Consider the following 21,366-nt stretch of genomic DNA (forward strand, 5'->3'; position numbering starts at 1 on the left):
TTAATATATGCGTGTAAATCGGTTTAAATTAATAGGTTTTTGGCTTTTTCAGTTGATGCTACTATGTAGTGTTCATACTGGCTTTTCTCAACATATTCAATTTAAGGACAGCATAACCAATAAAATAAAGAACCAAAAATCTGATAGTTTGAAAGCAAGCGTGTTTTATGATGCAGCTGCTTATAGTGCTCAAAAATTAGCAGATTTAAAGATGTTTAGAGTTTATACGGATAGTTCTATGTACTATGCTAAAATTTCTGGACATAAAGATTTAGAAGCGAAAAGTCATTTTGCTTACGGTATGTTAGAAAGGTTTGAAGGAAACTATGACAAGGCTTTAACTCATTTACAGAAAAATATAGAGTATTTTGAGGGTGATTCATTAATGAAACCTTATGCTTTATTTCAAGTTGGCGTTATTTATAAAAATCAAGGAAAGTATAAAAAAGGCTTAAGTACCTATTTGGAGATTTTGAGCATTTTTGAAAATCGAAAAGACTCTTTTGCCATAGCGTCAACATTAAATAGCATTGCAGTTATTTATGGAGAGATGGATAATTATGATGAAGCAATCATAAATTTGATAAAAGCAAGACACATTTTTGTTGAAAAAAACATTGAAAAGGATATAGCTAATACCGATAGTAATATCTCAGATATGTACTTGAAGAAAAGCGACTACGAAAATGCGATAAAGTATGCCAATAGTTCCTTGATGTTGGCGCAAAAGATTGGTCACAAAAATTTAATGGGGAAGGCCTTTCAATCTTTGGGGAAAATACATGCGAAATTTGATAAAAATAAAGCTTTAGATTATTTGCTGAAAGCTGAAAAAACATTTTTAGAGTCAGGGTTTTACAAAGAGATTTTGAGTGTTTATCGAAATATAGGAAATCTATATTATGAGTTAAACAATTTTGATAAAGCAAAGTATTATTTAAAAAAAGGCTACGATTTATCTAAAGAAAACCAAATTCAGATTGAATTGAGAAATATATCTAGGTCACTATCAGAATTGTATTCTAAAGAATTAAACTACAAAGAAGCTTATAGATTTAGATTAGAATATGAAAGGGCAAAAGACACTTTGTTTAATATAGATAATGAAAAGAATATTAAAGAGCTTCAAACTAAATATGAAACAGCTGAAAAGGACAAACAGCTTGTTCAGAAACAGCTGTCTATAGAAAAACAAGAGCAACAACTTCAAAAAAAACAATCGCAAACCAAGCTTATGACTGGATTAATAGTGTTTTTGCTTCTAACGTCTATTCTAACGTGGTTTTTGTTTAAGCAACACCAAAAACGCAAAGACCATGAAATTGTTAGTCTTAAACGTGAGCAGCAAGTAAAAACTCTAGAATTACTTATGGAAGGAGAAGAAAAAGAACGTCTACGAATAGCTAAAGAATTGCATGATGGTGTTAATGTCGATTTGTCTAGTATAAAATATAAACTCACATCATTATTAGAAAAAAACAACGAAGTTATTAATGAGGCTGTAGCTATGATTGATAAGTCTTGTGAGCAGGTGCGTGCTATTTCTCATAATTTGGTACCTCCATCATTAAAAGACTTTAGTTTATTAGATGCCATAGATGATTATTGCAGTACTATGAATAATTTGCATAAACCTGACATTGTATTTCATTCTATTGGAAATCCAATTATAATAGACAATAAAGCAGAGATTAATATCTTTAGAATTGTACAAGAATTGGTGAATAATAGTATAAAACATGCTGAAGCAACAGAAATTGATGTTCAGGTGAGTTTTCAAAATAAAACCATGCAATTAACCATAGAGGATAATGGTAAAGGATTTGATAGTGAGATTACTAGTAACGGAATAGGGTTGCAAAACATTCAATCGAGAATAGATTATTTACAAGCAAAGTTAGATTTTAAATCCGATAGTAATGGAACCTCATATCTGATAGATATTAATACCGAAATAATAAGTTGATAGTAAAAGTTGCCATAACAGACGATCATCCAATGGTGCTTAAAGGCATTCAATCTATGTTGAAATCTACTAAAGATATTGTAGTGGTTGGTTGTTATTCTAATGCGTCAGAAACATTAGAGCATATTAAAAAAGATGCTCCAGATGTTTTATTGTTAGATATTAATTTGCCAGATACTAATGGTATAGATTTATGTAAAACCTTAAAAGCTAATAACAAAGCTTTAAAAGTTATCGCAATATCTAATTATGATGAAGTATCATTTGTAAAGCGAATGCTCAATAATGGTGCCGATGGATATTTATTAAAAAACACTGATAAGCTCGAATTATTGGAAGCGTTTAAAACGGTGTTAATTAATGAACGTTATTTGCAACGAGATATTGAAAAAAAGCTGCTCAATCAGTCTATTGGTAAAAAAACTAAAAATTCACTTTTAATAAAGCTAACTAGACGCGAAAAGGAAGTGTTACAGGCTATTGCTGAAGAGTTAACTACCCAAGAGATTTCTCAAAAGTTGTTTATCAGCCCAAAAACAGTTGAAACTCATCGCATGAATATTATGAGTAAATTAGGAGCAAAGAACAGTGTTGGGATTATCAAAATTGCTATTGAAAACGGATTGCTCTAATCTGCCATTCCGAGAGCAGTCGATGAACCTATATTTTGTATTTCACCTTAATTTTTTATCCAATGCTGATAAGTGAAGTTTATAAACTTCATATAAGGGAATTCCCTGAACTTTAAAATATCAGTAAAAGCCCTGAACTTATTTATAAGTAGAGTCACGACCTTGTGATATCTTAAAATGCAAAGCTTATGAAGCAAGTTATACTTTTAGGTTTATTGTTTATATCTTCTCATTTATTAAATGCTCAAGTTGGTATTAATACTACCAATCCAGATGCTCTGTTGGATATTCGCTCGTCAAATCAAGCTACACCAGCAAATATTGATGGTATACTCATTCCTAAAGTAGATGATTTTCCTGTTGCCAACCCAACTGCAAATCAAGATGGTATGATGGTATTTGTGACTGGTAACGGTGTGCCAAGCAAAGGTCTTTATTATTGGAATAATACAACTTCTAATTGGGTAGCTGTTATTGGTGTGAAACATATTGATGATTTAATAGATGGGAAATCTGATAATGATGGTACAAATGACGGTTCTTCTATTTTTTTAGGTATTGGCGCTGGTGTTAGTGATGATGGAAATAATAATAAAAATGTAGGAATTGGCTTTGAAGCTTTAAATAATAGTACGACAGCTTATGAAAATACAGCAAACGGTTATCAAGCATTAAAAAATAATACTTCAGGTTTTGATAATACAGCAATTGGCACTTACTCATTATTTTCTAATACGATAGGAAACTATAATACAGCAATAGGTTCAAGAACTTTAATTAATAATACAACTGCTAGTTTAAATGTAGCTATTGGTTCTAGAGCCTTAGCGAGAATTACTACAGGAGAAAGAAATACAGCTACTGGTACTAGTGCAATGTATAATAACGTAATTGGAAATTATAATACAGTAAATGGTGCTAGAACTTTATTGAATAATACTACAGGTAATAATAATACTGTCATGGGTTACGAAACTTTATTTAATAATATTACAGGCTCAGGAAACATAGCTATTGGATATAATTCTGGATATAATGAAACAGGAAGTAATAAACTATATATAGAAAACTCAAGCGCAGTAAATCCATTAATCTATGGTGAATTTGATAATGATATTTTAGGTTTTAACGCTGAGGTTGGTATAGGCACACAATCACCATCAGCAAGTCTGCATATTAATCATCCTAATGGAGCAGGTTCTGAAGGTATAGTTATTTCTAATCAAGTTGACGCCGATGTATGGCGTATTTATCAGCAATGGAATTCAAATACATTAGCATTATTCTTTAATAATGTAAACGTAGGCAATTTTGATGATGTATCTGGTATTTACACTCCGGTTTCAGATAGGCGGTTAAAAACAGGGATTAATCCATTTGATAATGTGCTTACTAAAATTAAAGGTTTAGAGGTAGTTAACTATCGTTTTAAGCATCAAAAAGATAATCGTAATTACGTGGGTCTAATTGCACAAGATGTGCAAACCATTTTTCCACATTTGGTATATAAAAATGCTCAAGATGAAGACGATCAACTTACTATGGATTACTCAGGATTTGGTGTATTAGCTGTTAAAGCTATACAAGAACAACAAGAGGTAATTGATAGCCAGCAAGAGCAAATAGACGAATTAAAAAAGGAGTTACTAGAGATTAAAATCTTATTGAAACAAAATAAATAACTTATAAACTTTAGTTGTAGGGAACTAAAGCAAGGCATCTTTCGATTGAAATATTGACTGATGCCTTTTTCAATTTTGTGTAAAACTAAACTTATATTTGCATTAATATGACAAATCAGATATATATAGGTTACTATTTCAAAGTTAAACCATTGCAACCAGCTGTTGAAATTTTAATTGCGGAGCTGGGTTATGCTGGTTTTGAAAGTTTTGTTGAAACTGAAGAAGGAGTTACAGCATATATTCAAAAAAATGAATGGCACGACACAATTCTAGATAATATACATGTTTTAAATTCTAATGAATTTGAAATTTCTTTTACTCATGAAGATATTGAACAAACCAATTGGAATGCCGAATGGGAAAAGAATTTTAATCCAATTGTCGTTGATGATATCTGTGCTGTTCGCGCACCTTTTCATGAGATTCCAAATACCAAATACGATATTGTTATTGAGCCAAAAATGAGTTTTGGAACTGGTCATCATGAAACGACTCACATGATGATTCAATATATTCTTAAGAATGATTTTGAAGGTAAATCGGTTTTAGATATGGGATGTGGAACTGGAGTTTTGGCCATATTGTCCGAAATGAAAGGCGCTAAACCTATAGACGCTATCGACTATGATAATTGGTGCTACATTAACAGTTTAGAAAATGTTGAAAGAAACCAATCTCAGTACATTACTGTTCTTGAAGGAGATGCAAATTTATTGTCAGGAAGGAAATATGATATCGTTATTGCGAATATCAATCGGAATATTTTATTACAAGACATAGAAATCTATGCTAATTCACTTAATGCTAACGGACTCCTATTTTTAAGCGGGTTTTATAATGATGATATACCAATTATTGTGGCTGAATGTAATAAATACAACTTAAAGCTCGTTGATACCTTAGAAAGAAATAATTGGGTGGCTTTAAAATTTGAAAAATAATCTATAAATTTATACTACTAAAATCACCAACCTCATTACCACAATTGCTATGCACCAAATAATGAGTACAAAAGAAAAAACTAAAGAAGAAGCACTCGTAGATACCCTCGAGTTACCTCTTAACGAAATTGTATTGTATAACGATGATGTGAATACATTTGACCACGTTATTGATACCCTAATTTATGCGTGTGATCATACACCAGAACAAGCAGAACAATGTTCTATTATTGTTCATTATAAAGGGCAATGCACTGTTAAAACAGGAGAATATAAAGAATTAGAACCACGCTGCTCTATGCTTCTTGAGGCGGGTTTAAGCGCCGAAATTATCTAACTATTTAAGCGACCTACAGCACAACTTACGAATGACTTTGCCTTTTTGGTTAAGGGATTCGAAGCACCTTCAACAGGATACCCTAATGTCGATAATAATTCAGTCGCAGCATCTAATTGTCTGTCATTATTGTGTGTAAAGGCTACCGAGTGTTTCTCATTATTTACAATAACATTGTCAATGCCTTCCAAATGTTCTAATCTGGATGTAATAGTATGGGCACAACCACCACATTTAAGGTTCTGTATATATAAAGTACTTTCCATAATTATAAAGTTGACGGACAAACAAAATCCGTAGTTGGTAAATCAGTATTTTTGATGGCTCCAAATCCGCCAGCAATATCCACCAAGTTGTGAAACCCTCTGGCTTTTAAAATAGAAGCAGCAATCACACTTCTATATCCTCCAGCACAATGAATGTGATAAGTTTTATCTTTAGAAACAGCATTCATTTGCTCATTTATATAATCTAAAGCAAAGTGTTGTGCATTTTCTAGATGCATACTAGCATATTCTCCATCTTTTCTTACATCTAAGATATTTATGGGCCCATTTTTAAAACGAATAGCAAGTTCTTCTGCAGAAATGGACTCCAATGTATCTATTTCTTTTCCTGCTGAAACCCAAGCATCAATACCGCCTTCCAAATACCCAAGAGTATTGTCGTAACCAACACGAGATAACCGTGTTACCGCTTCCTGACTTTTTCCTTCAGGAACTACTAAAAGAATGGGTTGTTTGATGTCTGTAATTAAAGCACCAACCCATGGGGCAAAACCTCCATTTAATCCAATAAATATAGAATTTGGTATGTGACCTTTAATATAATCACTTTGTGGTCTTACATCTAAAACTAGAGCTTCCTCGTGATTGGCAATAGCTTCGAAGTCTTCAGCTAAAAGAGGGATGTCTCCAGTTTTTAAAACAGTTTCAAATGTGTCATAACCTGTTTTATTTAACATTGCATTTTTTGCAAAATATTGAGGAGGAGGAGCAATACCATCTAATACTTCTTCTATAAATTCTACTTTGGTCATGTCTGTTCTTAATGCGTAATTGGTCTTCTTTTGGTCACCTATAGTTCCAACAGTTTCTTTGCTAAGATTTTTTCCACAGGCGGAGCCGGCACCATGAGCAGGATACACAATTACATCATCTTCAAGTGTCATTATTTTATTACGTAAAGAATCGTAAAGCATTCCAGCTAAATCTTCTTTAGTAAGATCAGATTTGATGGCTAAATCAGGACGTCCAACATCACCTAAAAATAGGGTGTCGCCCGAGAAAATGGCATGATTGTTTCCGTTTTCATCAATCAATAAGTATGTTGTTGATTCTAATGTATGACCAGGTGTATGAAGCACTTTTATTATAATATTTCCGAGTTGAAATTCTTCATTGTCATGAGCGGAATGAATATCGTAAGTAGTCTCTGCGCCAGGACCAAATACAATTGTAGCGCCTGTTTTTTTTGCTAAATCAACATGCCCAGAAACGAAATCGGCATGAAAATGGGTTTCAAAAATATACTTGATTCTTGCGTCGTTAGCCTTAGCTTTATCTACATAAGATTGTGTTTCACGCAACGGATCAATAATTGCTACTTCTCCATTAGATTCTATATAGTATGCGCCTTGTGCCAAGCAGCCGGTGTATAATTGTTCAATTTTCATAAGGTATTAGCTTTGACTCCTAGATGGAGGTATTATTCTAATTATAAGTATGTGCCAAAGATACGAAGTATTCTGTGTTTTAAACTGACAAAAGTCAGCTTTAACTAATGTGGTAGTTTATCTTTAATAAGACCATAAACAAATGTGCCCAAAAGAGCAGCAGCAATAACAATAAGTACCGAAAATGCTCCTGTTCCAACCAAAATGTACATTGGCCCAGGGCAAGCACCAGATAATGCCCATCCTAAACCAAAGATGGTACCACCAATGATGTAACGAGGTAGGCCTTTTGCTTTTTTAGGAACAGTCATAAGACCACCTTCCATGTTTTTTAGGTTTTTGGATAACAATAATAAAATAACTCCAGTAATGATAGCTGTGCCTATAATTCCATACATATGAAAGGATTCAAATTTGAACATTTCATAAATACGGTACCAAGATACGGCTTCAGATTTCACAAGTACAATTCCGAAAATGATGCCAACGAATAAAAACTTTATAGACTTCATAACTAACCAAAAATTAAAGGGAATATTATATGTATCATAATAAGGCCGCCTAAAAAGAAACCAATTACGGCAATAAACGAAGGAAGTTGCAGACTACTCAAACCTGTAATTGCATGACCAGATGTACAACCGCCAGCATAACGAGTTCCAAATCCAACAAGAAATCCGCCAATTACTAATATAGAGAGTCCTTTAATACTCATTACTGCATCCCAACTATATAATTCTGCAGGTAATAAAGATTGACCTGCATTTTCAAAGCCAAGTGTGCTAAGTGTGTTAACAGTTTCTGGATTTAAGTCGATACTAGTCGGAACAGATAAATAGAAATGAGCAATATATCCGCCAATTATAGCGCCAAGTACTACAACAAGATTCCAACGTTGAGCCTTCCAATCAAAGTCAAAAAAAGACACTTTTTTTCCAGCACCACCAATTGCGCAAAGCGTTCGGAGGTTAGAGGACATACCAAATGTTTTTCCAAAATATATGAGAAGAAACATAATTAAAGCAATTAAGGGACCACAAACATACCATGGCCAAGGATCTAAAATAGATTGCATAAATATCTATAAATAAAAAAAGCAAACTACTTATAGTTTGCTTTTTGTTAGTGACCATGGCAGGATTCAAACCTGCAACCTCTTGAGCCGTAATCAAGTGCGCTATTCAGTTGCGCCACATGGCCATTTTTGTGGGTGCAAATATATTTCTTTTTAAAAGAAACACAAAACAAAAATGTTCAAAAAATAAACTTGTTATTAATTGAATCAAAAATAAGGAAAAAATTATGTTTTATCCTAAAGCACGCTTAGTTACAAAAACACGCCAACCTATAATGGCTAACTGTAGTTTTGTGGCTTTGCTGAGGTCTAGCTGTCGTTTGGAATAACTAGGTAAGAGTATTTTGTTTAGTTTGGCAAGTCCCTTATATAGTGTTTGCTTCATATACTTTGGTGTTACTGTGTGTAAACCGTTAAGTAAATTTAAGAGATTTAAAAATGTTTGCCAAAGAACTTCTTTTTTAAATGAAGTAAAACTTATTCTAGACTAAGTTTTACAATCATGGGTTTGGATTATCTAATCGAAAAAAGAATATCGATTAATAGTTTAGCAATTGTCATCATAATGTTTTGGTTTTAAGGTTAATATTTAACTCATTTTCTTGATTGAGTTTTCAATATATCATTTTGGAAATCTTCTTTCCAAATGTTTATACCAAAATCTATGAAATTGAATATATAATTATAACTTAAAAGAGGATATTGATTTCTATATAAATGTGACTTTCTTGTACAAAGTTATAAATTGAAACATAAAGAATGCATAATTGTTTATAAATGTAATAATTGAAGGGGGTTTTGAGAGCCTTTTTTTTAAACCAAGGGGCAATTCATCATAAAACCATCAATAAAAGCCATTTTCATCTTTTTTAGTTTTTAATTTTTTGTCTTTTCAAGTAAATTCATTGTTATATAAAACAGTTATGTTTTGTTAAAATTCTTGATTAAATGAATGCATTTTTACAAATAGCATTATGAGATGATTACATTTGTAAAAAACATACAATGAAAAGACCGCTACTTTATTTCATTTCCATATGTTTTATACAGCTCTCATTTGGTCAAGTCGTTATCAACGAGTTAGATTGTGATACACCAGGAGTTGACAATATGGAATTCTTAGAACTTTTAAGTGACACACCTAACTTTCCTTTAGAAGGCTATGTCGTCGTATTTTTTAATGGATCGGCTTCTGGGATGAACTCTAGTTATTTTACTATTGATTTAGATGGCTATGAAACCGATATTAATGGACTTTTACTTATTGGGAGTAATTCTGTAAGCCCAGTACCTCAAGTATTGATTCCTGAAAATATATTTCAAAATGGAGCCGACGCTGTAGCTATTTATGAAGGCGATGATACCGATTTTCCAGAACAAACGGTAGCGACTATAGATAATTTGGTAGATGTATTGCTTTATGATACTTCAGATCCGGATGATGCCGATTTCATTGCGATTTTTAGTCAGGACCCAAGATTTACTGATATAGAACAAATTAATGAAGGTCCATCAAATAATACGAATTCTATACAACGTTTTGAAGATGGAGATGGTAATGTGAGCTATTCATCAACGATACCAACACCACGTCAATTAAATGATGGAAGCGGTGTTGTGCTTAATGGAATTAGTATTACTATTGCTCAATCTCAATATAATGAAGACGAGAGTTTTGATATTACTTTTACATCTGAAACCCCAGTGACTGAAAATTTAGATTTTAATATTCTTCTTGATAACTTTGGGTTTAATACCTCTGATTTTACAGGGAACACAGCAATTACTATTCCTATAAATCAAACTACTGCATCTACTACAATTTCGCTCGTTGATGATACAGATGATGAAGGTGATGAAACAACAAGAGTACGTTTTGAAAGTTTACCATCGCAGTATTTGGCATTAAATAACAATTTGCAGATTCGAATAGTAGATAATGATTTCACAACAGCGAATTTTGGAACACCTTTAGAACCTAGCTTCGGAAATGTAACGAGCACACAGCCTTCAGGGTATTATGATACTTTAGATGGGCTTGCAAATGATGCCCTTCGTCAAGCCCTCCAAGATATTATCGCTGATCCAAATATAGTTAGAGCTCAAACCTATGCGGATGTATTGGATATTTTAGTGGAGGCGGACCAAAACCCATTAAACAGTAATCAAGTATGGTTGCTCTATACTGAACAAGGTCGCGCTAAATTAGATTTACAAACGGGCTCGGACAATAATGGTAAATGGAATAGAGAGCACACATATCCACGCTCTCGTGGCGGATTTAATGACATCGAAGAAGATGAGGTAGCGGATGGTATAGATGTGTTTTGGGCAACAAAAGCAGATTCCTTACGTCATGGTAATTCTGATGCACATGCATTGCGTGCTGCAGATGGTTCAGAGAATAGTGCTCGAGGTAATAAGCATTATGGAGATCCTATGTTAGGAGGTTATGATGGTTCAATGGCTTCATCAGACCCAATGCGATTAGGAGAAAGTTTCCGAGGAGATGTGGCAAGAAGTGTTCTCTATATGGCAATTAGATATAATGGATTAGCAGTTGTTAATGGATATCCTGAAAATGGACCTGGAGAGCTTGGAGATTTAGCAAGTTTATTAGATTGGCACAGAGCAGATCCTCCAGATGATTTTGAAATGAATCGAAATAATATAGTATACAGCTGGCAGTTTAATAGAAACCCATTTATTGATCAACCAGATTTGGTAGAGTATATTTGGGGAAATGAAGTCGGAAATGTTTGGGATCAAGAATTAAATGTGAGCGAATTTAATACTAATGTTATACAGATTTTTCCAAATCCGTCGGATGGAAAAATTTCGATAAAAGGCTTGCAAAATGATGCAATTATTAATGTATTTTCAATTGAGGGGCGATTAGTGGAAATATTACATACCGATACTAATGGTTTAATAGACTTAAGCCTTCCTGGAGGTATGTATGTGCTTAATATTACTTCTGATGACAAGTCTATTTCGAAAAAACTTATAATTCATTAAAACACATACAATAGGGTGAAAAAAAAGCGTCCTGACAAATCTGTTAAGACGCTTTTTGTTTTGATTTAAGTTTAATGCCCAATGGCACGCACAATCAGTTTGTCTCCAGATTTGCCCACGACTATATCAGGAATGGTTTGATCCTTTTCCTTCCAGCTGGCACTTGATTTACGACCTTGATTATCGTCAAGAGAAATTTTAATTCCAGTAATTTCACCCGCTTTATTTCTACGAACTTTAGTGAATTTAGCATCAATGCCATGTTTTTTTAATTCACTTTTTTGTTGCTTTAGAAAGCTGTCTGTAGAATTTTTGGAGATAATAAATTCTGCAGTGCGGTTTTCAGCATCTAAATAGTATACGGCGCTTACATCAGTTTTTAGTTTCCATGGGCTATCATCTTTTACTTCAACAACATAGGCCTTATTTTTTTTTGAAGCTTTAGTGTTTACTATTACGGCTCCGTTTTTACCTCTAATGCCATAAATTTTTTCAGCTTTTTTGCCTTTGATTATCTCTACATTATCTATGTTGTTAGGGTTAAGGTCTTTAATTTCACCCTCAGAAAGGGCTTTCCCATCTATAATAAATATAGGTTGTTCTCCTTTTGAATTTCTGAATTTGTAATCATAATTAAAATTGTTTTTTGAGCCCTTTTTTGTCATAACTATGACACCATTTTTACCTTTAGCTCCAAAAGATTCTAATGCAGATTGTCCTTTAAATACATTTATAGATTTGATGTCATCAGAATCGACATCTTCAAATAAAGATTTTTTCACTGCCTTTCCGTCTATAATAAATAATGGTTCTTCAGATTCTGAAATGAAAATATTAGTCTTTCCATTTTCAAAAGCCTTTATTCTTGTTTTTGAGCCTTCTTTGTCAATCCATGAGTATTGACTGTTAGCTTTAACTTTAAAGGCATTTGTTCCAGAGGTAGTTTTGATGCGAACTACCTTTTGGTCATTGTCATCATCTTCATTATCATCATTTTCAAATACATAAATATTAGAGTCAGTACTTTGTGCTTTAGTCGTTCCATCTTTATTTTCAATAACATAAGTGTTAGAATTGTTATGATCTAGTGTGCCAACACTGAAACTATCATCATTACTTCTAAAATGAAATGGTTTTATGCCATCATCTCCATGAATATTATAGTTAGCTGAATGGTCTTTGCTTTTAAATTCGGTAGTAATGCTAATGATTTCATTCTTGTCATTGCGTTTTACATTTTTATATGTAAACGTAATACCGTTTTTAGATAACTCATCTTGAATGGCTTTTAATTCGTCATCCGTGGTGTCTTTTGAAAATTCGATGTCTATATTTCCATCTTCTGAAGCTGTAGTGTCTTCTTCGTAAGCATCTTCTAATGGTATGGCAACATAGATGTTTTTGATGTTGAAACTCATCATAAATAGTGCTAATAATGGGAGTACTATTATTAACTTTAACTGATTGAGTTGGTTTGATTTTGATTTGTGTAACATAACGATTCGTTTTTTGATTAATGATGTATAAAAATTATTTGTGAAAGCTATTTGATGATTCGGTATGCTGGCTTTTAATAAAACAGTTTGATAACTTTTGTCACATTTTGATATATACTGCGCTTTTTGATCAGCAATAAATTCTAAATTTTGTTGCAGTGCTTTTTTGTAAAGCCATACAATAGGATTAAACCAAAACACAATACATGATAATTGAGCGATTAACGTATCTATAGAGTGCCATTCTTTGGTATGTACTTTTTCATGATTAATAACATGTATTAGTTCTTCTTCGCCAAAATGATCTGGGTTGTATACAATCTGATTAAAAAATGAAAAAGGAGCTATATTTTTATTTGTCTCTAAAAGCTTAAGATTTCCTTTGTAGCATTTCGTACTGTTAAGAAGTACTTTTTTTAACGAAAAGAATTCAATGCTTAGTTTTCCGAAGAAAAATAAAAAACCTACAAGATAAATCCAGGTAAATGCTGCTATAAAGTTGAAAGGCTCCTCTTGAATTGTTGTTGGGGATTCAGTTGTATTTAGAGTAGTATAATTGTAGGTGGTTATTGGTGTATATTCTATATAATTTGGAATTACAATAAAAGGGACGCATGTGGCAATGATTAATCCGGAGAGTAAAAACCAACGATTGGCTTGAAAAAAAGTATCGCGTTGTAAAAACAATTGATAACAGATATAAAATATGAAAAGTATGGCTGATGATTTTAATAGATAGTCCATGATTTATTTCTTTTTTTCAATTAAGGCAATAATCTCTTTTAATTCTTCAATACTTATTTTTTCTTCCTTAGCAAAGAAGGACACAACATTTTTGTATGAATTGTTGAAATAATTTTCTATTGCTGTGTTCATAAAACGCTCTTTATAAGCTTCTTTGCTTACTACAGGGTAGTATTGATGGGTTTTTCCATAGGCATTATAACTCACGTAGCCTTTTTCTTCTAAATGTCTTATAATAGTAGAGAGTGTATTGTAGTGAGGCTTATCGTTTTGTATTTCAGCAAGTACATCTTTGACAAAAGCTTTTTCTAGCTTCCATAAAATATGCATAATTTCTTCTTCTTTGTTTGTAAGTTTTTGCATGACTGATGCTTTTATTGATTGCAATACAAACCTATAACTATTTTTATAGTTATACAACTATTTATTTAGTTATTTAACTAAAATTTAAGTTTATGAGACTGTAAAATGTGAAGGTTGTATTGCAATAAGGCTATTCAAATTATGTTATCTTCGCATTTTATTTTGATTATTATTAAAGAGAAATATTTAATTTATGAGTTTAGTTTGGATTATCTTAGGGTTGTTATTATTGGTAATAGGAGGAGAGTTTTTGGTTCGATCTTCAGTGGCTTTGTCATTTAAATTAAGTATTTCTAAAATGGTTATTGGGATGACAGTTGTGAGTTTTGCAACATCAGCACCAGAGCTTTTAGTGAGTTTAAACGCAGCGCTAACTGGATCTCCAGCGATTGCTATCAATAATGTTATAGGGTCTAACATTGCAAATATTGGACTGGTACTTGGTATTACTGCTCTTGTAAGCTCTATAGCTGTTGATAAATCGTTTTACAGGCTAAATTGGCCAGTGATGATGATTTTTTCAATGACTTTGTACTATTTCTTGAGTAATGATAATCAACTAACAACCATAGAAGGTATCATTCTTTTTTCAGCGTTGATTTTGTTTTTATTTATACTTATAAAATCTGCAAAAAAGGACGCTATTCCTGAGGAAGTTGACGACAGCCTCGCTATAGTTTCGAATTTTAAGATTGTGTTATGGTTGCTTATTGGTGCTCTGGCTTTGTATTTTGGCTCAGAATGGTTGGTTGATGGAGCAAAAGAGTTAGCTAAAGCTCTTGGTGTTAGTGATGCAGTGATTGCTGCCACTGTAATTGCAATAGGAACTAGTGTTCCTGAATTAGCAGCATCGGTTATAGCTGCAGTAAAAAAGGAAAAAGCATTATCACTTGGAAATTTAATTGGTTCTAATATTTTTAATATCGGATCGGTTTTAGGTTTAACGTCTATAGTAAAAACAATTCCGGTAACCGATTTAGCTATTCTGAATCGTGATATTTTTTGGATGCTTGCTTTTGCAGCGGTATTAATTCCATTAATCTTTATCCCACGGAAATTTCAAATTTCAAGATATAAAGGGCTTCTTTTAGTAGTAGCGTATGGCGCCTTTATATTTTTAGCCTTTAAATCTCAAACATAAAAAACGCCCTCTCATTAAATAGAGAAAGCGTTTTTATTTTTAAGATATATGAATCTGGCTTATATTTCAACCGATTTTACGGTCTTAATAATACGTCCAGCAATTTTATAAGGATCACCATTTGATGCAGGGCGACGATCTTCTAACCAGCCTTTCCAACCTTTTTCTACTGTAATAATTGGAATACGGATTGAGGCTCCTCTGTCGGATACACCATAGCTAAAATCATCGATAGATGCTGTTTCGTGATCACCTGTTAGACGTTGATCATTAAATTCGCCATATACCGCAATATGTTCTTTAACTACTGGTCTAAAAGCTTCACAAATTTTTTCATACACTTCTTTAGATCCGCAAGTTCTTAAAGTTGTATTAGAAAAGTTAGCATGCATTCCAGAACCATTCCAGTCCATGTCTTTTCCTAAAGGTTTTGGGTGATACTCAATATAATAACCATATTGTTCAGTCAAACGATCTAATAAGTAACGAGCAACCCATATTTCATCTCCAGCCTTTTTAGCGCCTTTAGCAAATAGTTGGAATTCCCACTGTCCGCAAGCAACTTCTTGATTGATACCTTCAAAATTTAACCCAGCAGCAATGCACAAATCTGCGTGTTCTTCAACTAAATCTCTACCATGCGTATTTTTACCACCAACAGAGCAATAGTACATGCCTTGTGGTGCAGGATAACCTCCAATAGGGAATCCTAATGGTAATTGAGTTTGTGTATCCATAATAAAATACTCTTGCTCAAATCCGAACCAGAAATCATTATCTTCATCCTCAATTGTTGCTCTTCCATTAGATTCGTGTGGTGTGCCATCTGCATTTAAAACCTCTGTCATAACCAAATAACCATCTTTCCTAGCAGGATCTGGATAAATTGCTACAGGTTTTAGTAGGCAATCTGAAGACCCGCCTTCTGCTTGTCTTGTAGAACTTCCATCGAAAGACCAAATTGGACAATCTTCTAATTTCCCACTAAAGTTGTCTTCAACCTTAGTTTTACTTCTCATGTTTTGAGTTGGTTTATAACCATCTAACCAAATGTATTCTAACTTTGATTTGCTCATGCTGTTTTAATTTTAAAAATTTAAAGCACAAATATTATAATTTTTATGCAATGCTCAAAAAAATGAGGGGTATTTTAGATTAAATGTTATTAACAATTATTTAGCCCCTAATTTTTTAGGGGTAAATGTGTGGAATATTGAATTATTGGTTAAATTTGCCCTATAAATCTAATAAATCGATAATATGTCTACACTAAGATTTCATGCACTGAAGGAAATATTTGATCATAAACCTATTCATATTGAAGAAAAGGTGAGGCGTTCTGAGATTTTTGGGGCTCATGTGTTCAATGAATCTACCATGCGTCAATATTTGACAAAGGATGCTTTTGATAATGTTATGGCTGCTGTGAGTAAAGGAACTAAAATAGAGAGAACTGTAGCCGATCATATTTCTACAGGAATGAAAGAATGGGCTATATCTAAAGGAGCAACACATTATACGCATTGGTTTCAACCGTTAACAGGAGCTACAGCTGAAAAACACGATGCCTTTTTTGAAACTATAGGAAATGGTTTGGCAATAGAGAAATTTGGTGGTGGACAACTAGTACAGCAAGAACCTGACGCATCTAGTTTTCCTAATGGAGGTATAAGAAATACCTTTGAAGCACGTGGCTATACAGCTTGGGATCCAACTTCTCCAGCATTTATATATGGTACAACATTGTGTATACCTACAGTGTTTGTTGCTTACACTGGAGAAGCTCTAGATTTTAAGACCCCTTTATTAAGAGCTTTACAAGCTGTGGATACTGCTTCAGTTGCTATATGTAAATATTTTGATAAAAATGTAAAAAAGGTTAATGCTTCTCTTGGTTGGGAGCAGGAATACTTTTTAATAGATAGTGGTTTAGTTATGTCTAGGCCAGATATTGTACTTACAGGAAGAACACTTCTTGGGCATTCTCCAGCTAAAGGTCAGCAGTTAGATGATCATTATTTTGGAACTATACCGAATAGAGCTATGGCATATATGCGTGATTTAGAAACCGAATGCATGCTTTTAGGTATTCCTGTTAAAACTCGACATAATGAAGTGGCGCCTAATCAATTTGAATTAGCACCAATATATGATGAAGCTAATTTGGCTGTAGATCACAATTCGTTGTTGATGGATGTTATGGATAAAATTGCAGAGCGTCATAATTTCAAAGTGCTTTTTCACGAAAAACCTTTTGAAGGTGTAAATGGTTCTGGGAAGCATAATAATTGGAGTTTAGTAACTAATACAGGTGTTAATTTATTGAGTCCTGGAAAAACACCAATGAGTAATTTGCAGTTCTTAACATTTTTTATCAATACTATAAAAGCTGTTCATGAAAATGAAGAGTTATTAAGAGCTGCTATAGCTTCGGCAAGTAATGATCATCGCTTAGGAGCTAATGAAGCACCTCCTGCTATTATCTCTGTTTTCATTGGAGAACAGCTGACAAAGGTTTTAGAGGAGTTGGAAAATGTGACACATGGAAAATTGTCTCCTGAAGAGAAAACAGATTTGAAGTTAAATGTAGTTGGAAAAATACCCGATGTATTACTTGATAACACAGATAGAAATAGAACATCTCCATTTGCATTTACTGGAAATAAATTTGAATTTAGGGCTGTAGGTTCTACAGCTAATTGTGCTAGCCCTATGACAGTGCTTAATACCATTGTTGCAAAGCAATTAACCGATTTTAGAGATGAGGTTGAGTTATTAATCTCTAAAAAAGATATGAAAAAGGATGATGCGATATTTAATGTGTTGAGAGAATATATTAAACAATCTAAAGCGATTCTTTTCGAAGGGAATGGTTACGGTGAGGCTTGGGAAAAAGAGGCTAAAAAGAGAGGGCTGAGTAATAATAAAACCACACCAGAAGCGCTTAAAGCTAAAGTGTCTAAGAAAACGATTCGTCTATTTGAAGAGATGAATGTAATGAATAAAATAGAATCAGAAGCGCGTTATGAAATAGAAATGGAGGAGTATGTGTTGCGAATTCAAATTGAAGGTAGAGTGTTAGGTGATATTGCTAGAAATCATGTCGTGCCAACTGCTGTAAAATACCAAAATATTCTAATCGATAATGTTAAAGGCTTGAAAGAGATTTATGGTGCTTCTTTTAAAAAATTAGCTAAGGAGCAACTCAATCTTATTGAAGAGATTTCTAATCATATAGAAGGTATTAATTCTAATGTGACAAAAATGATTGCAGAACGTAAAAAAGCTAACGGCATTGAGAATTTAGAAAAAAAGGCTCATGCCTATTGCAATCAAGTAAAACCACTTTTTGATGATATAAGATATCATTGTGATAAACTAGAGTTACTTGTCGATGATGAATTATGGCCTTTAACTAAATACCGAGAATTACTTTTTACTAAGTAAATTGTTAAAAAATTATGTATTTAGTGGATGTTTTTTCTTAAGCCATCATTATTAACAATTTTTTATCAATAATTTTAAAAGCCTCATTTTTAGAGGCTTTTTTTGTTGTTGCTGCAATCTTAAAATGTTAATAACTACGTAGAATTACGTATATAATAAGGACTAATAATGTATTTCAACGCATAATTATATCAACTAATCGAAAATATAGTTAAACCTTCATTATCACTCAAGTAAATGGTTAAGTTTGTAGTGCTATTAATCAATTTTTTGTAAAATGAAAAAGTTACTACTAAGTGTAGCAGCACTTATGTTTGCTACCTTGTTGTTTTCTCAGGACGACTCTAATGACGTGCAAGATGACCTGACTCAGGATGGCGTTGTTAAAACCGAAGCGAGATTTCAAGCAGAATCGTAAATGGTTTTGATGCTTACAAAAATTAGTTGGCATTGTTGACCATTGCTAACAAAAAAGACAAATGAATTTCAATAGAAAGCATTTGTCTTTTTTTATGCTCTGTCTATAAATTGTCATAAATACACAAATGGTTGATAATTAATTTGTTATATTGCTCGACTTTTAAGACTAATTCAGTTGGTCTGTCCCAATCTTTTTGAATCTAAATTTTCTTTTTGTTAATGGTTATGTTTAACTAAAACAAGAATTGATGATAGCACAGCAGTTTCGTTTTATACTACTAATCGTACTAATTACTTTTAGTTTTCATGTGTTTGCTCAAGAGCAAGGTTTTATTCCTAAGCCAGAAACAGGATTTTATGATTTAAGAGGAACTAATGCACTAGACGTTGCTTTGGGAACTTCAGTAATTAATGGAGATTATGCAGATCCTATGTTTGAGATATATTCACATTTTGGGTATAAGCGACATCTTACTCCGCATTTGGCGTTAGATTTTGGATATCATAAATTCAATTTGGCATTTATTGATATTTATAATGAAGGCTTTATGTCTTTCGACTTGAATGCTGAGGTCTTATTATTGCCGCATAAGCCATTTTCCCCCTATATATTTGGAGGTGCAGGATTTAATGCGTCAAATCATTTTAAACAATCCGCGAGTAAAATTCAAGGAGGTGTTGGTCTAGAGTGTGTTGTTTCAAATCAATTTGCTGTCAAAATATATTCAGATTATAATTATGTGTCGAGTGATACTTTAGATGGTCTCGAAGCTGGAGCCTCAGATGACACGTATTTTAGAATTGCTTTTGGATTAAATTTCTATTTTGGAGGAGCCCAAAAGAAAGCAAAATTATTAAAAGATCATTCTACTGTAATTGAGAAAAATTCATTAACTGATGATGAAAATAGGCTGAAATTGTAATTACAATTCTTATTTTTGTGGCTCAAAACTACGGCATGAGTCAGGATATTAGTAAACGTTATGCGCAACGAGGTGTTTCGGCATCAAAGGAAGATGTGCATAATGCCATCAAGAATATTGATAAAGGATTGTTTCCTAAAGCTTTTTGTAAAATTGTACCAGATTATCTTACCAATGATGAAGCGTATTGCTTAATTATGCATGCTGATGGTGCAGGCACAAAAAGTTCCTTAGCTTATATGTATTGGAAAGAAACTGGAGATGTTTCTGTATGGAAAGGTATAGCACAAGATGCTTTAATTATGAATATTGATGACTTGCTATGTGTTGGAGCTACAGATAATATCATGCTGTCTTCTACTATTGGTAGGAATAAAAATTTAATTCCTGGAGAAGTTATTTCAGCAATTATAAATGGTACGGAGGAGTTAATTCAAGATTTAAAATCTTTTGGAGTAACCATTCATTCTACAGGAGGAGAGACGGCTGATGTTGGTGATTTAGTGCGAACTATTATTGTAGATTCCACAGTTACGGCTCGTATGAAGCGAAGTGATGTTATTGATAATGCAAACATAAAAGCTGGTGATGTCATTGTTGGCTTAGAGAGTTTTGGCCAAGCCACTTATGAGACAGAATATAATGGTGGAATGGGAAGTAATGGATTAACATCTGCACGTCATGATGTATTTCATAAGTATTTAGCTGAAAAATATCCTGAGAGTTTTGATGCTTCTGTTCCTGAAGATTTAGTCTATTCTGGGCAAACCAAATTAACAGACACTATTGAAAATTCACCAATTGATGCCGGAAAACTAGTGTTGTCCCCAACAAGAACTTACGCGCCAATAATAAAAGCAATTTTGTCTCAGTTTTCTTCTGAAAGTTTACATGGAATGGTGCATTGCTCTGGAGGTGCTCAAACTAAAATTCTTCATTTTATAGATAATTTACATATCGTAAAAGACAATATGTTTGCTATTCCACCTTTGTTTAAATTGATTCAAGAACAATCCAAAACGGATTGGAAAGAAATGTATCAAGTATTTAACTGTGGACATCGTATGGAGCTATATGTGTCTCCAGAAATCGCAAATGACATTATAGATATTTCTAAATCTTTTAATGTGAATGCACAAATTGTTGGTCGTGTTGAAGCTTCCGAAGAGAAAAAACTCACGATTACAAGTGAGTATGGTACTTTTCAGTATTAAATAAATCCCTTAATCAATAATAGAAAAGAGGTTGTTAATAGACCGTCAAACAAAAAAATTACTGTAAAAAACTTGATATTTGATACGCCGCTAATTCTGTAGAATCGTAGACGCTGTCTTACTTTTCTGTCGCTTATCATAAACCATAACACAAAGATTAAAAACAGCTTTGTTGATAACGCCAAAATGAGTTCTGGGTTAATTACTGTTATCGCCAGCGTTACGATAAATGACCATACAGCCATTGATTTGTAGTAGTTTAGTATAGATTTTACTTGCTTTCGCATGT

19 protein-coding genes and 1 tRNA gene are annotated in these 21,366 nt (G+C 33.0%); 11 read left to right on the forward strand and 9 right to left on the reverse strand.

The genetic code is table 11. The features are described 5' to 3' along the window. Window positions 1–7: 7 nt before the first annotated feature. From ACTU6T_RS11665 to ACTU6T_RS11685, 5 genes are all read left to right on the forward strand, one after another. Window positions 8–1,966 carry a tetratricopeptide repeat-containing sensor histidine kinase gene (locus ACTU6T_RS11665; RefSeq protein WP_460218371.1) on the forward strand — a complete coding sequence of 653 codons (1,959 nt, stop codon included), beginning with the start codon at window positions 8–10 and terminating at the stop codon, window positions 1,964–1,966. Continuing rightward, complete coding sequence (locus ACTU6T_RS11670; RefSeq protein ID WP_460218372.1) at window positions 1,963–2,598, forward strand: response regulator; 636 nt, start codon at window positions 1,963–1,965, stop codon at window positions 2,596–2,598. Before ACTU6T_RS11665 ends, ACTU6T_RS11670 begins: the two co-directional genes overlap by 4 nt. Window positions 2,599–2,786: 188 nt before the next feature. Beyond that, entirely contained in the window at window positions 2,787–4,280 is a 1,494-nt protein-coding gene (locus ACTU6T_RS11675) for a tail fiber domain-containing protein (RefSeq protein ID WP_460218373.1), read from the forward strand. Window positions 4,281–4,387: 107 nt separating this feature from the next. Next, the gene (gene prmA, locus ACTU6T_RS11680) at window positions 4,388–5,224 is read left to right on the forward strand and encodes a 50S ribosomal protein L11 methyltransferase (protein ID WP_460218374.1); all 837 of its coding nucleotides are present in this window, start codon (window positions 4,388–4,390) and stop codon (window positions 5,222–5,224) included. A gap of 61 nt (window positions 5,225–5,285) precedes the next feature. Then, window positions 5,286–5,561, forward strand: coding sequence for an ATP-dependent Clp protease adaptor ClpS (locus ACTU6T_RS11685; protein WP_460218375.1), 276 nt, complete (start codon window positions 5,286–5,288; stop codon window positions 5,559–5,561). Here ACTU6T_RS11685 and ACTU6T_RS11690 read toward each other — a convergent pair. The 6 genes from ACTU6T_RS11690 to ACTU6T_RS11715 all read right to left on the reverse strand — a co-directional run bounded on the left by ACTU6T_RS11690 (window position 5,558) and on the right by ACTU6T_RS11715 (window position 8,696). Next, window positions 5,558–5,827 (reverse strand): heavy-metal-associated domain-containing protein, encoded by a 270-nt coding sequence (locus ACTU6T_RS11690; protein ID WP_460218376.1) that lies wholly within the window; start codon window positions 5,825–5,827, stop codon window positions 5,558–5,560. The two genes, ACTU6T_RS11685 and ACTU6T_RS11690, sit on opposite strands and share 4 nt — an antisense overlap. Window positions 5,828–5,829: 2 nt before the next feature. Continuing rightward, window positions 5,830–7,236, reverse strand: coding sequence for an MBL fold metallo-hydrolase (locus tag ACTU6T_RS11695; RefSeq protein ID WP_460218377.1), 1,407 nt, complete (start codon window positions 7,234–7,236; stop codon window positions 5,830–5,832). Window positions 7,237–7,340: 104 nt separating this feature from the next. Then, entirely contained in the window at window positions 7,341–7,748 is a 408-nt protein-coding gene (locus ACTU6T_RS11700) for a DUF6691 family protein (protein ID WP_460218378.1), read from the reverse strand. A 2-nt stretch (window positions 7,749–7,750) separates the two neighbouring features. After that, window positions 7,751–8,311, reverse strand: a complete 561-nt coding sequence (locus ACTU6T_RS11705; protein WP_460218379.1) for a YeeE/YedE family protein — start codon at window positions 8,309–8,311, stop codon at window positions 7,751–7,753. A 51-nt stretch (window positions 8,312–8,362) separates the two neighbouring features. Further along, window positions 8,363–8,436: transfer RNA gene (locus tag ACTU6T_RS11710), tRNA-Arg, on the reverse strand. A 107-nt stretch (window positions 8,437–8,543) separates the two neighbouring features. Then, entirely contained in the window at window positions 8,544–8,696 is a 153-nt protein-coding gene (locus tag ACTU6T_RS11715) for an SsrA-binding protein (protein ID WP_460218380.1), read from the reverse strand. Between the two features lie 620 nt (window positions 8,697–9,316). Here ACTU6T_RS11715 and ACTU6T_RS11720 point away from each other — a divergent pair. Further along, window positions 9,317–11,329, forward strand: a complete 2,013-nt coding sequence (locus tag ACTU6T_RS11720) for an endonuclease (RefSeq protein ID WP_460218381.1) — start codon at window positions 9,317–9,319, stop codon at window positions 11,327–11,329. A gap of 71 nt (window positions 11,330–11,400) precedes the next feature. On the opposite strand, the gene ACTU6T_RS11725 is transcribed toward ACTU6T_RS11720, so the two are convergent. Together ACTU6T_RS11725 and ACTU6T_RS11730 are read right to left on the reverse strand one after the other, a co-directional pair. Further along, window positions 11,401–13,569, reverse strand: coding sequence for a M56 family metallopeptidase (locus ACTU6T_RS11725; RefSeq protein WP_460218382.1), 2,169 nt, complete (start codon window positions 13,567–13,569; stop codon window positions 11,401–11,403). A 3-nt stretch (window positions 13,570–13,572) separates the two neighbouring features. After that, on the reverse strand, window positions 13,573–13,932 hold the full coding sequence (locus ACTU6T_RS11730) for a BlaI/MecI/CopY family transcriptional regulator (protein WP_460218383.1): 360 nt from the start codon (window positions 13,930–13,932) through the stop codon (window positions 13,573–13,575). A gap of 193 nt (window positions 13,933–14,125) precedes the next feature. On the opposite strand from ACTU6T_RS11730, the gene ACTU6T_RS11735 reads away from it, so the two are divergent. Beyond that, window positions 14,126–15,073, forward strand: a complete 948-nt coding sequence (locus ACTU6T_RS11735) for a calcium/sodium antiporter (protein ID WP_460218384.1) — start codon at window positions 14,126–14,128, stop codon at window positions 15,071–15,073. Between the two features lie 59 nt (window positions 15,074–15,132). On the opposite strand, the gene ACTU6T_RS11740 is transcribed toward ACTU6T_RS11735, so the two are convergent. Then, on the reverse strand, window positions 15,133–16,149 hold the full coding sequence (locus tag ACTU6T_RS11740; protein ID WP_460218385.1) for a glutamine synthetase beta-grasp domain-containing protein: 1,017 nt from the start codon (window positions 16,147–16,149) through the stop codon (window positions 15,133–15,135). Window positions 16,150–16,333: 184 nt separating this feature from the next. Here ACTU6T_RS11740 and ACTU6T_RS11745 point away from each other — a divergent pair, with 184 nt between their 5' ends. The 4 genes from ACTU6T_RS11745 to ACTU6T_RS11760 all read left to right on the forward strand — a co-directional run bounded on the left by ACTU6T_RS11745 (window position 16,334) and on the right by ACTU6T_RS11760 (window position 21,077). Then, entirely contained in the window at window positions 16,334–18,520 is a 2,187-nt protein-coding gene (locus ACTU6T_RS11745; RefSeq protein ID WP_460218386.1) for a glutamine synthetase III family protein, read from the forward strand. Window positions 18,521–18,797: 277 nt separating this feature from the next. Then, a complete protein-coding gene (locus ACTU6T_RS11750; protein ID WP_460218387.1) occupies window positions 18,798–18,938 on the forward strand; it encodes a hypothetical protein in 141 nt (46 codons plus the stop codon). Between the two features lie 250 nt (window positions 18,939–19,188). Beyond that, window positions 19,189–19,863, forward strand: coding sequence for a Curli production assembly/transport component CsgG (locus ACTU6T_RS11755; RefSeq protein WP_460218388.1), 675 nt, complete (start codon window positions 19,189–19,191; stop codon window positions 19,861–19,863). Window positions 19,864–19,898: 35 nt separating this feature from the next. Next, the gene (locus ACTU6T_RS11760; protein WP_460218389.1) at window positions 19,899–21,077 is read left to right on the forward strand and encodes an AIR synthase related protein; all 1,179 of its coding nucleotides are present in this window, start codon (window positions 19,899–19,901) and stop codon (window positions 21,075–21,077) included. Window positions 21,078–21,366: the final 289 nt, after the last annotated feature.

Source organism: Psychroserpens citreus, assembly GCF_055686305.1.